This is a genomic window from Fibrobacter intestinalis (assembly GCF_900167415.1).
Taxonomy (GTDB): Bacteria; Fibrobacterota; Fibrobacteria; order Fibrobacterales; family Fibrobacteraceae; genus Hallerella; species Hallerella intestinalis.
This window is the reverse complement of the sequence record NZ_FUWU01000041.1, coordinates 15,852-29,663: the sequence shown is the minus strand read 5'-3', so window position 1 is coordinate 29,663 and position 13,812 is coordinate 15,852. Positions and strand designations below refer to the sequence as shown.

13 protein-coding genes are annotated in these 13,812 nt (G+C 50.2%); 4 read left to right on the top strand and 9 right to left on the bottom strand.

Annotation, left to right across the window (positions count from 1 at the left end):
• Positions 1-761: 761 nt before the first annotated feature.
• Positions 762-1,082, top strand: a complete 321-nt coding sequence (locus tag B5D40_RS10875) for a TfoX/Sxy family protein (RefSeq protein WP_073302537.1) — start codon at positions 762-764, stop codon at positions 1,080-1,082.
• Positions 1,083-1,291: 209 nt separating this feature from the next.
• Here B5D40_RS10875 and B5D40_RS10870 read toward each other — a convergent pair whose 3' ends face one another.
• Positions 1,292-2,032: a hypothetical protein gene (locus B5D40_RS10870; RefSeq protein ID WP_073302535.1), complete on the bottom strand. Its 741-nt coding sequence runs from the start codon at positions 2,030-2,032 to the stop codon at positions 1,292-1,294.
• A 3-nt stretch (positions 2,033-2,035) separates the two neighbouring features.
• Positions 2,036-2,944 (bottom strand): DUF5683 domain-containing protein, encoded by a 909-nt coding sequence (locus B5D40_RS16140; protein ID WP_233126554.1) that lies wholly within the window; start codon positions 2,942-2,944, stop codon positions 2,036-2,038.
• Between B5D40_RS16140 and B5D40_RS16135 the strand changes: the two genes are divergently transcribed.
• Both B5D40_RS16135 and rfbD read left to right on the top strand, forming a co-directional pair.
• Positions 2,904-3,638 (top strand): hypothetical protein, encoded by a 735-nt coding sequence (locus tag B5D40_RS16135; protein ID WP_234978171.1) that lies wholly within the window; start codon positions 2,904-2,906, stop codon positions 3,636-3,638. The two genes, B5D40_RS16140 and B5D40_RS16135, sit on opposite strands and share 41 nt — an antisense overlap.
• Positions 3,639-4,031: 393 nt before the next feature.
• Positions 4,032-4,946, top strand: a complete 915-nt coding sequence (gene rfbD / locus B5D40_RS10855) for a dTDP-4-dehydrorhamnose reductase (protein ID WP_078776917.1) — start codon at positions 4,032-4,034, stop codon at positions 4,944-4,946.
• A 12-nt stretch (positions 4,947-4,958) separates the two neighbouring features.
• On the opposite strand, the gene prfB is transcribed toward rfbD, so the two are convergent.
• From prfB to asd, 6 genes are all read right to left on the bottom strand, one after another.
• Positions 4,959-6,063 (bottom strand): peptide chain release factor 2 gene (gene prfB, locus B5D40_RS10850; protein WP_095849475.1). Its coding sequence is split into 2 segments (ribosomal slippage): positions 4,959-5,993 and positions 5,995-6,063, totalling 1,104 coding nucleotides; the frame shifts between segments, so codons are not numbered across the junction.
• Positions 6,063-7,076, bottom strand: coding sequence for a peptidylprolyl isomerase (locus B5D40_RS10845; protein ID WP_078776916.1), 1,014 nt, complete (start codon positions 7,074-7,076; stop codon positions 6,063-6,065). Before B5D40_RS10845 ends, prfB begins: the two co-directional genes overlap by 1 nt.
• Positions 7,077-7,134: 58 nt before the next feature.
• The gene (locus B5D40_RS10840; RefSeq protein ID WP_073302525.1) at positions 7,135-7,470 is read right to left on the bottom strand and encodes a GerW family sporulation protein; all 336 of its coding nucleotides are present in this window, start codon (positions 7,468-7,470) and stop codon (positions 7,135-7,137) included.
• A gap of 15 nt (positions 7,471-7,485) precedes the next feature.
• The gene (locus B5D40_RS10835; protein WP_078776915.1) at positions 7,486-8,343 is read right to left on the bottom strand and encodes a hypothetical protein; all 858 of its coding nucleotides are present in this window, start codon (positions 8,341-8,343) and stop codon (positions 7,486-7,488) included.
• Positions 8,330-9,151 carry a hypothetical protein gene (locus B5D40_RS10830; protein ID WP_078776914.1) on the bottom strand — a complete coding sequence of 274 codons (822 nt, stop codon included), beginning with the start codon at positions 9,149-9,151 and terminating at the stop codon, positions 8,330-8,332. Before B5D40_RS10830 ends, B5D40_RS10835 begins: the two co-directional genes overlap by 14 nt.
• A gap of 39 nt (positions 9,152-9,190) precedes the next feature.
• Complete coding sequence (asd, locus tag B5D40_RS10825; RefSeq protein WP_078776913.1) at positions 9,191-10,048, bottom strand: archaetidylserine decarboxylase; 858 nt, start codon at positions 10,046-10,048, stop codon at positions 9,191-9,193.
• An 81-nt stretch (positions 10,049-10,129) separates the two neighbouring features.
• Here asd and B5D40_RS10820 point away from each other — a divergent pair, with 81 nt between their 5' ends.
• A complete protein-coding gene (locus B5D40_RS10820) occupies positions 10,130-11,092 on the top strand; it encodes a calcium/sodium antiporter (protein WP_158222071.1) in 963 nt (320 codons plus the stop codon).
• A 622-nt stretch (positions 11,093-11,714) separates the two neighbouring features.
• Here the strand turns inward: B5D40_RS10820 and B5D40_RS10815 are convergent.
• Entirely contained in the window at positions 11,715-13,799 is a 2,085-nt protein-coding gene (locus B5D40_RS10815) for a transketolase family protein (RefSeq protein ID WP_078776911.1), read from the bottom strand.
• Positions 13,800-13,812 lie beyond the last annotated feature (13 nt).

Sequence of the window (13,812 nt, the reverse complement as noted above, 5' to 3'; positions counted from 1 at the left end):
GGACGACCGGATGCGGACTGAGCGTAGCGAAACATGGACGCGGACGGGACTCGACGCCCTGTGTCGAGCCCGAAGGGGGAGCGAGGAGCGCGCTCTTGCGCGAGACTCCGAGCGAATCACTCCCTTTTCCCGCTCTAGAAAGCACCGATTTATTCGGTGCTTTTTTGCATTCAGAAAGGGACGAGGACCCGAGAAGAGGGGCCGAACGGACGCGGAACTTGTTTGTGAATGTATAAAGGAATTTTTCAGTGAGAACATTATGGCAAGACGCGAATGCAACAAAGCCATATCAATCTTGTTCGCAACCCGTTTTGTGAAAATGCGAGAAGGGACGATCTCCCGACCAACTGAAATTTTCTAGACCCATAGAATAGCGAGCTTTTCGCAATCAGCGAGAAAGGGCTCCATTTCTAAGAAGAAATTTTCCCTTTGAAAAGCCTTCTCCCTTGTGAAAAAACGCATCTTCATATATTGAATAATTCAAAGCCACATTTTATATTGCAGATACTCGCCATAAAAATCGTATTCGCACCTTGAAACAAATTGTTCCAAGAAATACTTTTCAGAAATTCCAAGCTTCAAATGCCAATATAAAGGATTCTTCATACAAAACGAACAGAATCCTCCAGTATTCAGCAGCCTCGGAAGGAGACTATCGCATCCATCGCACATTCTCTAAATTCTATTTTCCATTTCCGATTTTCCCTCCCTCTTTCTTATTTTTCAAAAAAATTTAATTTTGCCGAAACAAAAGGACTCCCATGCCTACCAGCCCTGACTTTCGGAACTTCATCCTCAATCAGCTTTCATCGCTAGACAAAATTTCGTCCAAGCAGATGATGGGCGAATACATTATTTATTTTCGCGGGAAAATAGCGGCCTATCTATGCGATAATCGATTGCTTGTGAAGCCGGTGCCATCGGCCTTGGCGTTTGTGAAAAATCCTGAATTCGCTTCGCCTTATCCGGGAGCAAAAGAGATGCTTCTCATCGAAGATATCGATTCGGCAACGTATCTAACCGATTTATTTCTAGCGATATTTAACGAACTTCCGTTTCCCAAAAAGACATCGAAAAAATAGGCACTCGGATTTCCGCCATTTACAAGACGGTGATGCGTTACTCCATTTCGTCCCAAAGCCGATTCAAGACCAGCATTAAAATAAAGAAATAGGGATTAGTGATCTCCGAAAAATTAGAAGCGAGGAGTGAAAAAGTGGTCAGACAAACAATTCGGACTCATCACTAACAACTGAAAACTAACCGCTATAATTCCTTGCGCAATCCGTTTTTAAAACGAAAGCAACAATGTCGCACCAGGGCCTTCCGGTCTAAATTCCGGGAAAATCGCCAAATGACGCGCAGCCGATGTTTCCGCCAGCGAACTCGAAGTGGAACGGTAAATCCGCATGACATCCAAAACCGAAATGACGCGGTTCAAAATCAGCGCCCCGATGGAAACCTGAAAAGCGATTCGGGAAATCCGGTAATTACGCAAGATATCCCGGTAATGCGACATCCGGCGAGAGGTTTCCGGATTGTCGCTGGAGCCCCAATTCCAGGTGTGCGCTTCGTCAAAAGGATAATCCTTGTCAATGGCGTAGCCGCTGCGAATCATCGCCTGGTTGTAATCTTCGTCCGAATCCGGATTGGCATTTTCCCCATCGACTCCCCCACGACTCCGGTAATCGCCGAGCAGATTCAAAAAGCTTTCGCTTGATGGCGGATTGGAAATTCCCGCATAACGGGACGCATACGAACGAGCGCTGGCAATTTGCCGTTCCCCAAAGAAATAGCTGCCAAAAGTGGCGACCCACAATGCGACATCCGTCCAAACATAAGCTTTTACAAATGTTTCCTCGCCCAAATAATGCTGCCCCATTCCCGGAAGCAAAAGCGAAGCACCAATAGCCAGCGGCAAACTTTTTTGCGAATTTCTGCTGATCGATTCATCCACCGAAATCACTACAGGCTGCGCAGAAATTTCGGCGACGCAAAGAAAGAGAACAAAGGCAGCGAGCAATTTTTTCATGGTCTAGAAATTGAAATAGACATTCAACATCGAACGGGAATCCGACGGAACAAATCCGCCTTCAAAATGCAACCGGTCAAACCAGGAAAGCTCTTCTTCGTAAAGGACTTTGTTATGCGCATGAGCGGACCAGGCGGCATCTAAAGCGGAAACAATGTGGTTCAAAATCAACCCGCCAAAGAACCAGGCCTGCATATCGGCATAATCATTCGCCTTGCTTCGCATGCTGCGGTAGGTTTTCCAGTTGGCGGATTCACCGAGCGGAACAACTTCCGAATCGCGATCGCCCAGATTCAGTGCAGATACGGGAGTTTCATTTTCCACATCATCCCAACCCAAAACATAAGCCGAACCGGCAATTGTAGAATAGAACGAACCCGAATTATATAGGCTAAACGAACCGTTCAGATGATTGACGTGATTGTTGTCTTTCGTCATTTCGGTAGAAGCGTCTCCCGTATAGCAGCCATTCGTCGAAGCGTCCCCATAAATCGACTTGCAATAGGATTCCCGGCTAGAAAGATAACGCTCCACAAATTTGCTTTCTTCATCGGAATCATCCAGCCCGTTGCGCAAGTCGTGCATTTTCGATTCATACTGGTGAGCCGAAAAATGCTTTTTCGCAAAATTCTTGTAGCGGTCCGTCTGCTTGTCATACTTGTAAACGGAATAGTAATACCAGCTTCCCCACAAAGCGCCTTCCAAAGCCAGATATACGGCTCCGCGGACATAATTAAACGTCGAACCGCCCACATAGAGCTGTCCCGCTCCCGGAACGACCAGCGACATGAAGAGAGCTTTTCGCGGACTCTTGTATTTGCCTTTCATTTCATCGATGCTGTAAACCTTGGAAACCTTCGTGGGGCCGAGAATGTCCCGACGGGAAATGGAGGACGAACTAGCGACGAGCACGGAAGAAGAACTGGACGCCGCAGACGAAGAAGAAAGCGAAGACGCGAGCGATGAGGAACTGGATATGGTGTCCGCCAAAGCCGACAACGCCGAATCCGAAACGGCAGAATCCGCCGAAGCAACCGCTGCGGAATCCGGCGGCAACGAATCCGCTACCGCAGACGAAAGATATCCAGACGAGGAACTTTCCACCGCAGAAGAATCCAACGCCAAACTCGAAGAACTCATCAGGCTGCTGCTAGACGCCACCACCGAGGATGAACTCGTTTCTTGCGATGAACTGCTCGGCAGCGTCGCCGAAGAGGACGCAGCTAAACTGGAACTGCTTTCTGCGGCAGCGGAACTCATCGCAGACGAAGAAGAAACAAGAGCTTCCGAAGAAGAACTCGGCTCTGCGCCAGAGCTGCTTTCCTCGACCGCGGAACTCACCGCCACCGAAGAGGAACTCAACGAGTCCGCTTTTTTTGTTTCCTCGTCAAATTCAGCAAACAAGTCCCGCACCTGCGCAAACGCGGCGGAAGAAAAAACTAAAAAACTGATAGCCATCACGATAAATCGCATGGAACAGAATTTACAAAAAAGCAATCGGGAAGATATTCAAGGCAAATGGAAAATGCCGTTTCCGCGGAAACTTTCCTTCAAAGCATTCCCACATTCCTCGCCCATTCACCTTCTTGCCATTCATCGGAAATAATCCGCAATCTTTCAATTTCAAAATGGCAACGGCAATTGCGCAGATTTATTTTTCTAAACACAACATTTGGCCTCGTCCGAACACGGATAAAAGGAGAACCGAATACCAAATTTCAGAAATACGCAAAAACCCCTTGACAATGTTTGTTTTTTTTTACATTAAAGTTCAAAAGGAGGTAATGATTATGCCACAACCGCACAACAACCCAAACGGGGCCGGATTTCCGTCCACGACAGGCAATCCGAGCGGCGGCGGACGCGGAAACAATAATCCGAAACGCTAAAACCGGGCATCTCGCCACAAGCGAGATGCTTGTTATATTGACCACCAAAACAAGCCGGATTCTTTTATTGCATCGCCCGTTTTTTCTTGCCTTTTTCTAAATTTCATCGTATGAAAATTTTTGTTACCGGAGTGGCAGGACAGCTCGGCCACGATGTCATGAACGAGCTCGCCAAAAGAAATCACGAAGGCGTCGGCAGCGATATCGCTTCCATTTATAGCGGTGTACAAGACGACAGTTATGTGACCAAAGCGACCTATATTCCTTTGGACATTACCGACAAAGAAACTGTTGAAAAAGTTTTGGGGCAAGTCCGTCCCGATGCGGTCATTCATTGTGCGGCATGGACCGCGGTTGATTTAGCCGAAGACCTAGACAAGCAGGAAAAAGTCCGCGCCATCAATGCAAAAGGCACCGAAAACATCGCCCGGATGTGCAAGCAGCTGGACTGCAAAATGATTTACATCAGCACCGACTACGTATTCGACGGACAAGGTACTACGCCTTGGGAGCCCGATTGCAAAGATTACAAACCTCTAAACATTTATGGGCAAACCAAATTAGAAGGGGAACTCGCCGTCGCTTTGAATCTGGATAAATACTTTATCGTTCGCATCGCCTGGGTTTTTGGCAAAAACGGCAAGAACTTTATCAAAACGATGTTGAACGTAGGAAAATCCCACGACACTGTCCGCGTAGTCCACGACCAAATCGGAACGCCTACTTACACTTACGATCTGGCACGCCTGCTGATAGACATGATAGAATCCGACAAATACGGCTATTACCATGCGACCAACGAAGGCGGCTACATCAGCTGGTATGATTTTACGCGAGAAATCTATCGACAGGCGGGATTGAAGACCAGCGTCATTCCCGTGACCACGGCGGAATACGGCATTTCCAAAGCCAAGCGTCCCTTCAACAGTCGCCTAGACAAATCCAAGCTTGTCAAAAACGGATTTAAACCGCTCCCGACATGGCAAGACGCCCTGAAAAGGTATCTCCAAGAAATTCAGGAATAAGCGGTCGAATGCTTACGCTTGCTGCGCTTCATGCAGCAAGTAGGCATTTACAAAAGCTTTGATTTTCCCGTCAAGAACGCCCGTCGTATCGGACGTTTCTTCGTTTGTACGCAAATCCTTGACCAGCTGATACGGCTGCAAAACATAGCTACGAATTTGCGAGCCCCATTCCACTTTTTTCTTCTCGGCAAGGCGGGCATCGCGCTTCGCTTCTTCTTCTTGGCGGTAATGTTCCGCAACCATTGTCGTCAGCATTTTCAAAGCCGTAGCTCGGTTCTGAATCTGCGAACGCTCCGTCTGGCAACTGGCGACAATCCCAGTCGGAATATGCGTCATACGGACGGCGGAATCGGTTTTGTTGATATACTGGCCGCCCGCCCCCGAAGAGCGATAGACATCGACTCGAATGTCCGCGGGGTTGATTTCAAATTGCACTTCGTCGTGTTCCGGATACAGATAGACAGCGCAAAAACTGGTATGCCGCCGCGCATTCGCATCGAAAGGACTGATGCGCACCAGACGATGCACGCCGATTTCCGAGCGGAGAAGTCCATAAGCATATTCATCTTTGACTTCGATGGTCGCACTGTTGATTCCCGCCTCTTCACCTTCCTGAACATCGATGACTTTAAAGTCCATGCCTTCCCGTTCCAAAAAGCGCTTATACATACGAAGCAGCATTTCCGCCCAATCGTGAGCTTCTGTTCCACCGGCTCCCGGATGAATGGTCAGCACAGCGGCGCAAGCATCATCGGGCCCGGAAAGCATCCGGCGAAATTCCATTTCATCGACCCGATGGAGAAGGGTTTTGAATTCTTCTTCCACATTGTCGAAAAGTTCCTGCGAATCCGGTTCGGATTTTGCCATTTCATAAAGTTCGGACAAGTCGTTACAAGTCGAAGAAACTTCATTCCAATCGGCAATGACTTTTTTGAGCGACGTGATTTTTTTCAGGAGGGCCTGGGCCTTATCCTGATCGTTCCAGAGTTCCGGATTTCCGGACTCCTTTTCAAGGACGGAGAGTTCTACTTCTTTAGACTCGAGGTCAAAGATACCCCCGAAGTTTGTCAATTCGGGAGCGGAGCTCTGTAAGCCCTACATGGGAAGTTGTAGCCATTACTTGGAGCCTCCAATCGCATTTTCCGGTGTGTAGTCCTTGTTCAGATACTGCACTTTATACTTGGCGGCCAGCTCGTCGAGATAGGCTTTCACTTTCAGCTGGCGTTCCTGTTCCGCCTGCACGCGAAGGATGTATTCAATCTGCACCTTGTAATTTTCAAACTTGCCGTCGTTCTTTTCGGTAAGCATAAAAATCTGGAGGCCTTCAGTAGTGGAGAAAACGTCCGAGATGTCGCCGACGTTCAGATTGCCAATCGCCTTGGCAAAATCGGCCCCCTTGGACTTGGCGATGAATTTATTCATCACGCCGCCGGTTTTACGAGCGTCCGCATCGTCGCTGTATTGAGCGGCAAGGGTCGCAAAACTCGCTTTGCCCAAACGGACTTGAGCGGCAAGGCCTTTCAAAAGTTCCTTTTTATCGGCAATCGCCTGCTTGGATTCCCCCTTTTTGCTTTTCAAAAGAATCCGGGCTCCGCTAATCGTATCGTTCAGAGGAACCTTGGACTTGTTGAGTTCCCAATAAGCGGCAATCTGTTTGTCAGTCGGATCCTTGGGATACGGCACTTTCTGTTCCAGGATGATGTCGCTCTGCAACTGCTGTTCGATGCGTTCATTGAACTGCTTTTCGCTGATGTTGTTTTTCTTGAGTTCGTTCTTAAAAACTTCGGTGCTGGGATATTGCGATTTGAAAAGAGCCGCCACGCTATCAATCCGAGCCTTGGGAACCTTGATATTCAAAGCCTTCGCTTCCAATTTGACCAGTTCCTGACCGACCAGATTGTCGATAACCGCCCAGCGAACCTGCTTCATCGCTTCGGGTGGCACCTGACGTCCACGCGCCTGAGCCTTTGCCAACGCATCGGAGAGACTATCGATCCGAGCCCGGGAAATACCGGTTTTTCCGACACGAATAACATCCAAATTGCTTCCACTCATCAGCTGGGCGGAAACCAGCGTCGAGCAAATCATCACGGGGAGAATGGATTTTTTAACAAGATTCAAAAAGCGCATAGATAGCCTTGGTTAATTTTTCTGATGGGGAAAATATAGAAAATTTACAGTGGAGATATCACTCGTCCGAAGGTTTCTTGTTCTTGAAAGCCGACAGGACATCCGGAACCAGATCCGCAATTTTGGAAACCATGTCATTTTCCCGCGAAACCGGCATGATGCGAACATCGTCGCCCGCAATCACGACAAAAGCGAGCGGATGGATAGAGAGTCCGCCGCCGGAAGCCGCCACATTTTCCTTTTTTCCGCCGAGTCCAAAGCCCATCGAAACACGGTTTACCGGAATAAGGGTAACAGCTCCCGCCTGAATGGGTTTGCCGATGACGGTTTCCGCCTGGGAAACCATACGGAGCTTTTCAAGAATTGTTTCTGCAAAAGTATCGATTTGTGACATATAGTCCCAATATAATTATTTCGGAGAATCGTAAACGCTCTGCGCCGCCTTTTGAAAATGATTTCGCAGGTTTTCTGCGGAAAGGGCGCCCCAAACGCAAACTACCCGACCGTCCGGAAGACGAAGGCCCGCTCCCCGGGTTTCCGCCCCAGCATTAAAAAAGACCGTGTCCGCAGAAAGGGCGACATTCCGATGCAACTTGCGGCTGTTTGCCACCCACACCTGCCAAGCGTCCTGCGGGACAGAGCCCCAACTCCGAGCCGCATTCCAAAAAACGTCATCGCCCCTATAGCCCAAAATCAACATCGGAAATTCCGATTCGACGCCCAAAAAGTCCCGCATCTGGATAGAAGTCTGTCCAATCGCCCGATTCGAAATCGGCAAACTCAAAAATTCCTGTGGAAGGCCAGCGCGATAATTCGGAAATCCTTGCACAAAGCGTTCCAACTCGCTCCGTTCATAATTGCGCAGAAGCCCGTAGCGGAAAACAAAGAGCCGCCGACCGCCACGCATAGCGATTTCCCGGAAATTCCCTTCGACGACAGGGAAAGATTCCTGCACAAGCCCGCTATTCAAAAAGAACGCCAAAGCCGACATGTCGGAAGAAAATTCCAGAAGGCAAACGTGAAGAGTGTCCCCTTCCACAGGCACATATTCCAATTCCGCCATATTGGAAATGGCATAATTCCGCAGCTGCCAAGCCGAAGGAACTCGTCGAAGAACAGAAACGGAATCATACAGCTGCACATTTACGGGAGCTTTTTCTCGATACAGAAATTTGTACAAATTCAATTCCAGAAGAGATTCTTCTTGGTTGCAACCGCAAAAAGCAAGCAGCGCCCCTAAAATCATCCACCTTTTAATTTTTTTCATTTTTTAAACTCCGAGGACAAAACGCAGCGAGCGGGCACTTTTCGCAGTGTTCGGTGAAATCTGCGCAAAGCCATCCCGACGGCGAAGATTCCCAAAAGAACTGAAACGCGTGAGAAACCTTATGCGGATCTTGGGGCGAGAGCGCCTTGCAAAAAGTCGCCGAAAGCATTCGTTTTTGACGTTCCTCTTTTTGGGAAAATCCGATTTCCTTGCCGGGCCCCAAAAAGCCCATCCAGCAGCGAATGCCAAAAGAAAAAGGAATCGGGCAAATATCGCCAGGTGCTTTATTCCTAGAAATGGCAAGACCTCTGGGCTGCGCCGAAAAAAGGCGGGACAAGGCAAAAATCGCCTTGGGCTGATAGGCGCCCTTGCCCATAAAAAAAATTTCGCTCAAATCCCTGAGGATTCCTTTATACGATGTAGAAGTCGCCCAGCCCACCAGCGGAGAACGCCTGCGGACAAAATTGCCGACGCTCCAGAAAATGCCGGGAACGCTTTCTTCCAAAGGCCAGTCGTACGTCTTTTTGGCTTGGCGAACCAAATACCGAATTTCCACTTCTTGAGGAAGCGGAAAAGTCCAAAGCCTTTCATCGGGATATTGCCGAGAGAGGACTTCGAGAACTTTCTGCAACAAATAGAGCGGAATTTCCTGTGCAAGACAAGAGCCGAACAGAACCCAAGCGATACGGCCTTCCAGCGTTTTCGAATGCTCGGCGACAGCGACAATCGGATCAGGAAGTGATGCAAACGCCCGCACAAAATCTGCCGTAGCCCGCATGACGTCCGGATGTTCGATTTCCCATCTCATCTTTTGTGCAAAAATCGTCCGTGCAAAAAACGAAGATTTTTAAACCAGCGATTCGCCCATTTTAACGGCTTTGCCAAGCGTCGATTGGAAAAGTTCGGGAAGCCGGCTGGCAAGAATTTCGTCGGCGACGAGAATCACCGTGCTGCCCATTTCAAAACGCCCCAATTCCGCGCCCCGTTCAAAACGGTATTCCGAGCGGGGAATGTAATCGATTCGCGGTGCTTTTCTCGGCAATTTTCCCACATTCGTTATCCAGTTCGGCGCATAATTCACCACAATGCGCCCCACATTCGTCGCACCGACTTTTACCAAAAGCAATTCCCCGCCGCCGTCAACGGCAATCCGGGTGGTTATGCGTTCGTTAATGCAAAAAAGCCCTTCGACGCGTTCCACGCTCCAGGGATTTACCGGCCAAAGCGTTCCCGGACAATAGCTCGCCGAAAGAAGCTTCCCCGCCACAGGCGAATGGATCCGGTGATAATTGAACGGAGCCAAATAAATCGTCGCAAAGCGTCCATTCGCAAAATGCGCCGCCAAATCTTCGTCCCGGATCAACTCGGCAAGGGAATACGTCTTGCCCTTTGCCTGGATCATCTGCGGATTTTTTCCGTTCAAGATTCCCGTCTGCGATTCCCGGCCATCGACTGGGCTGACCACTTCGGCATTCGCCAGCGGGCGCTTGCCCGGTGCCAGCTGCCGAACAAACAGTTCGCCGATATTTGCATACGACGAAAGCGGCAGCGCCGCCTCCGACATGTCCAGACGGTAAGCTTTTGCAAAAAGATTCCGAGCCCATTTTGAAAGTACGGGAATTTTCAGATGCACAAGATTTCCAAAGAGCCGGGATTCCAGATTCTTCGGGAGGAGTTTCATCAAAACATAACGAGGAGAATTCATTGGAGCAAATCTACAAATTTAACAAAACCCCGCCCGCACGCCTCAAATATGACGATGCGGATTTTATCTATTTTTTTCACCATGGATTATTTGTTTCTTTTTGCCGGACTAGCCCTGCTGCTTCTGGGAGCGGAATTTCTAGTCGATTCCTCCGTCGCTATTGCCAAGCGCGCCAAAGTTTCCAGCTTCGTCATCGGCCTGACCATTGTCGGCATGGGAACTTCTGCGCCAGAAATGTTCGTATCGCTCTCCTCGGCCTGGAACGGCAACGGCGATGTCGCCGTAGGAAACATCATCGGTTCCAACATCTGCAACATCTTTCTCATTCTCGGCGCATCGGCAACCATCCTTCCATTTGCCATCCAGGGAAACATCATCCGCCGGGACATTCCGTTTGGCATTTTCGCCGCCGTTCTAGTCACCCTCCTCGGGCACAAATCCCTGCTCTCCGATAATTTTTCCAACACGCTCACCCGCATCGACGGCATCGTTTTTCTCGTCCTCTTTTTCGCCTACATGGGATTCACGATTTACAAAAGCCGAAAGGAAACAAGCGGCACGGAAGACGAAGCCATTTCCCGCCTCACCGGAAAGCCGGTTCTCCTTTTGATTCCGATTGCCATCGCATCCCTTGCCGGACTTGTCTTTGGCGGCAAACTCTTTCTCGGGGCCGCAGAAAATCTGGCGCGGGCTTGGGGAGTCAGCGATGCGGTCATCGCCATCACCGTCGTCGCCCTCGGAACATCTCTTCCCGAACTGATTACATCCATCGTCGCCGCCCTCAAAAAAAATTCGGAACTCGCCTTCGGCAATGTCATCGGATCCAACATCTTCAACATCTTCCTTATTCTCGGCGTCTCGTCGGTCGCCAAACCGATTGCCATCCAAGGCGTCCGGGTAGAAGATTTCGCCGTCATGATTTTTGCGACCCTCTGCACATTCCTCGTCACCTGCACCTTCAGGCCCAAATACTTCGACCGCATCGAAGGAATCTTCTTTTTAATCTGCTACGTCGGCTATACCGCGTATCTCGTCATGCGCTGATCTTTCTGGGCGTGCCCCGCCTTCGGCGGGTCGGCGTGTTCCGGGCTCACTTCCAGTCGGTGCTTCGCACTGGCGCAAGCGCCACCCTCCACATGCCTCACGCAAAATCATTTCCAGCTACTTCCCATTCCTCAAAACAACGTTCCTGCAAAAGCAGAGTCCTTTCTATTCCGTTTCTAAAAGCCTTTTCCAAAAAATTTCGTTTCTTCCGATTCAAAAAACGGGGCGCGGCATCGTGACATTCGCCGTCCCAGACGAAAAACGGGCAGGCAACCGTTTCTCCAAACTCCCCTCTTTCACAGTTCCAGCCCTTCGGCTAGTTCGGCAGGCTCACTAACCAAGGCTCAGGGACCGGTTGTCGAAGCACAGCAGCCGCTTGTCGAACTAGCCGCTAGCCGCTGACCGCTAACCACCAACTCGCCATCCGCAAAAGCAGTACAATGCCCGAATAAACTTTTCCTTCCCATCCGAAATTCACTATTTAAAAAAGCCGTTTCACTGGAAAGAGAAGTTGTTCCCCTTTGAAAAGAAGTTTTTCCCTAAAAAGCAAAGCCCTTTCCAAAAAAAATCCCGGTCCGCAAGAACGAAACCGGGATAGAAAAACAATCAACGGGCCAAAAAATTAGCCGTTCACCTTTTTAAAGGCCGCAATGTTCTGCGCAAATTCAGCCAAATACTTCCGAGCATTTTTCGCCACCGATTCCGGTTCATAGCCGAACTTCTTTTCGAGAACGGAAGCCGGAGCCGAAGCCCCAAAGCGTTCCAGCCCAGCAACCTTGCCAAATCCGCCGACCACGTCCTTGAAAAGAACGGGAAGCCCGCTCGAAAGCGCATACACCGGCGTCCATGGCACGATGACGGATTCGCGATAGGCTGCATCCTGAATCAGGAACAACTTCGGGCTTATCATGGAAACGACCCGCACATTTTTGCCTTCGCCGCGCAAAATTTCCGCAGCATCATGACAAAGCAGAACGTCGGAACCATTAGCCACAAAGGTCAAATCCGGATTTTTGCCAGACGGCGTATTGTCGCTGACAATGTAAGCGCCCCGCCGACATTTGGCGGCTTCCGCATAACGGGAAGTTCCCTGTGGCACAGGAAGAGCGCCCACTTTCTGACGGGTCAAAATCAGAGCGGTCGGGCTGTTCTCGTTTTCAAAAGCCATTTCCCAAGCCACCGTCGTTTCGGCAGCGTCCGCCGGACGGAGAACGAGCATCTGCGGTAGCCCGTCATCCTTCACAAGGTTTTCCAAAAGCCGAAGCTGCGTTTCATGTTCAATGGGCTGGTGAGTCGGGCCGTCTTCGCCGACGCGGAAACTGTCGTGCGTAAAGACATACTTGACCGGAAGCCCCTGAAGAGCCGCCATGCGGATGACCGGCTTCATAAAATCGCTAAACACAAAGAACGTGGCGCAAATCGGATAGAGTCCACCCGAGAGAGCAAGACCGCAGGCGATGGCACCCATAGAAAGCTCCGCGACACCGACCTGCACAAAAGCCCCGCCGAAATCCCCCGGCGTCATGATGCGCGTTTCGTTCAGGAATTTTTGAGTCTGGTCCGAATTGGAAAGGTCCGCCGAGCTGCAAATAATGTTGCGGTAATTCTTGGCCAAATAAGAAAGCACCGTGCCAGAACTATTCCGAGTCGCCACATCGTCTTTTTGCGCCAAATCCTTAAGATCGAGTTTCACGCTCTTGCCCGCAAGCCAGCTCCGAAGAGTGGCAGCCTTTTCCGGATTCTTGGAGTCCCAATCGGCCTTTTTCGCATTCCAGTCCGCCGCGATTTTTTCAAGTTCCTGCAAACGAGAGTCGAACGCCGCTTTGACTTCCGGGAAAATTTCAAACGGATTTTCCGCATTGCCGCCCAGATGACGAATCGTTTCTTCCGTCGAAGCGCCCGCTCCGGAAAGCGGCTGCCCATGAGTCGAAACCTTGCCTTCAAAAGATTCTCCCGAAGCACCGACAGCACCCTTGGCCATGGTCGTATGGCCTATCACAATCGTCGGGCGTTCCTTTTCGGCGAACGCCGCCTTGAACGCCTGGCGAAGTTCATCCACATTTTCGCCGTCGGCTTCCAGCACGCGCCAGCCCCAGGATTCGTATTGTTTCTTGAAATCCTGATCCATCACGTCGGAGGTTTTGCAAGAGAGCTGCACGCCGTTCGCGTCGTAGAAGAATATCAGGTTGGAAAGTTTCAGATGCCCCGCAATGCGCCCAATTCCATAAGCGATTTCTTCCTGAATGCCGCCGTCCGAAACCAGAGCGACCGTCTTGTGCGAAACGATGTCCCCGAACTGGGCGACCTTATAGCGTTCCGCAATGGCGACACCCGCAGCCATTCCCTGCCCGAGTCCAAGGGGACCCGAAGAATTTTCAATGCCGTGTTCCACGGAAAGTTCCGGATGGCCCGAAGTGATGCTGCCGAATTGACGGAAATTTTTCAAATCTTCCAGAGAGAGCCTGCCGGTCAGAACCAGTTCCGCATAAAGCAGCGGCGACATGTGGCCCGGATCCATCAAAAAGCGGTCGCGCGCTTCCCAGTTCGGATTCTTCGGATCGAACTTCAGAAATTCCGCAAAAAGAAGAGTAATTGCCGTCGCGGCGCCCATCGCTCCGCCCGGATGCCCGGACTTGGCTTTTTCCACCATGGCGGCGGAAAGGATTCGAACATTGTCTGCTGCTTTGAGAATAATGGAATTGTCCACAGGAAGCCTCTGT

What these genes read in the sequence shown, in the direction of transcription:
- B5D40_RS10875 (WP_073302537.1), top strand. Translation starts at nt 762, where the DNA reads ATGCCTACCAGCCCTGACTTTCGGAACTTCATCCTCAATCAGCTTTCA.
- B5D40_RS10870 (WP_073302535.1), bottom strand. Translation starts at nt 2,032, where the DNA reads ATGAAAAAATTGCTCGCTGCCTTTGTTCTCTTTCTTTGCGTCGCCGAA.
- B5D40_RS16135 (WP_234978171.1), top strand. Translation starts at nt 2,904, where the DNA reads ATGTCCCGACGGGAAATGGAGGACGAACTAGCGACGAGCACGGAAGAA.
- rfbD (WP_078776917.1), top strand. Translation starts at nt 4,032, where the DNA reads ATGAAAATTTTTGTTACCGGAGTGGCAGGACAGCTCGGCCACGATGTC.
- B5D40_RS10845 (WP_078776916.1), bottom strand. Translation starts at nt 7,076, where the DNA reads ATGCGCTTTTTGAATCTTGTTAAAAAATCCATTCTCCCCGTGATGATT.
- B5D40_RS10840 (WP_073302525.1), bottom strand. Translation starts at nt 7,470, where the DNA reads ATGTCACAAATCGATACTTTTGCAGAAACAATTCTTGAAAAGCTCCGT.
- B5D40_RS10835 (WP_078776915.1), bottom strand. Translation starts at nt 8,343, where the DNA reads ATGAAAAAAATTAAAAGGTGGATGATTTTAGGGGCGCTGCTTGCTTTT.
- B5D40_RS10830 (WP_078776914.1), bottom strand. Translation starts at nt 9,151, where the DNA reads ATGAGATGGGAAATCGAACATCCGGACGTCATGCGGGCTACGGCAGAT.
- asd (WP_078776913.1), bottom strand. Translation starts at nt 10,048, where the DNA reads ATGAATTCTCCTCGTTATGTTTTGATGAAACTCCTCCCGAAGAATCTG.
- B5D40_RS10820 (WP_158222071.1), top strand. Translation starts at nt 10,130, where the DNA reads ATGGATTATTTGTTTCTTTTTGCCGGACTAGCCCTGCTGCTTCTGGGA.